This is a genomic window from Streptomyces recifensis (assembly GCF_002154615.1).
Taxonomy (GTDB): domain Bacteria; phylum Actinomycetota; class Actinomycetes; order Streptomycetales; family Streptomycetaceae; genus Streptomyces; species Streptomyces griseoluteus.
Genome location: NZ_MUNH01000908.1, coordinates 1 through 369 on the forward strand (window position 1 = coordinate 1; position 369 = coordinate 369).

The following is a 369-nucleotide window of genomic DNA, read 5'->3' on the forward strand; positions in this document are numbered from 1 at the left end:
GGCCGTGAGTCCCTCCTCCTGGACGCCGCCCTCATCGCCCTCGCCGACGGCCCCTACACCCCCGCCGAACACACCGCCCTCACCACGGCCGGCGAGGCCCTCCTGCTCCCCGCCGAGGTGGTCGAACGGGTCCTGACGGCGGCCCGCACGCCCTCCTGAGCAACGGGGCGTGACGCGGGGGAGCCCTTCGGCGTTGAGCATCGCGGTCTTACCTGTGGAGGACGGCGATGAGCACTGCGGAGCGGATTCTGGCGGACCGGCTGGAGATCACGGCGGGACAGGTCGTGCGGGAGATCGGCTGGGACGAGGACTGCGACGACCGCCTGCGCGCGGCCGTCGAGGAGTGGACCGGCGACGCGCTGGCCGGCG

At 74.0% G+C, this 369-nt stretch carries 1 protein-coding gene and 1 pseudogene (1 of these 2 only partly in view); both read left to right on the top strand.

Annotated features, from left to right (window positions below):
• Positions 1–159, top strand: a pseudogene (locus tag CCN33_RS33435) (TerB family tellurite resistance protein); the annotation flags it as partial.
• Between the two features lie 68 nt (positions 160–227).
• Positions 228–369, top strand: partial view of a DUF3052 family protein gene (locus CCN33_RS33610; RefSeq protein ID WP_279628235.1) — the 5' portion only. The gene runs 77 nt beyond the window's last position; only the first 142 of its 219 coding nucleotides appear in the window; its start codon is at positions 228–230; the stop codon falls past the right edge of the window.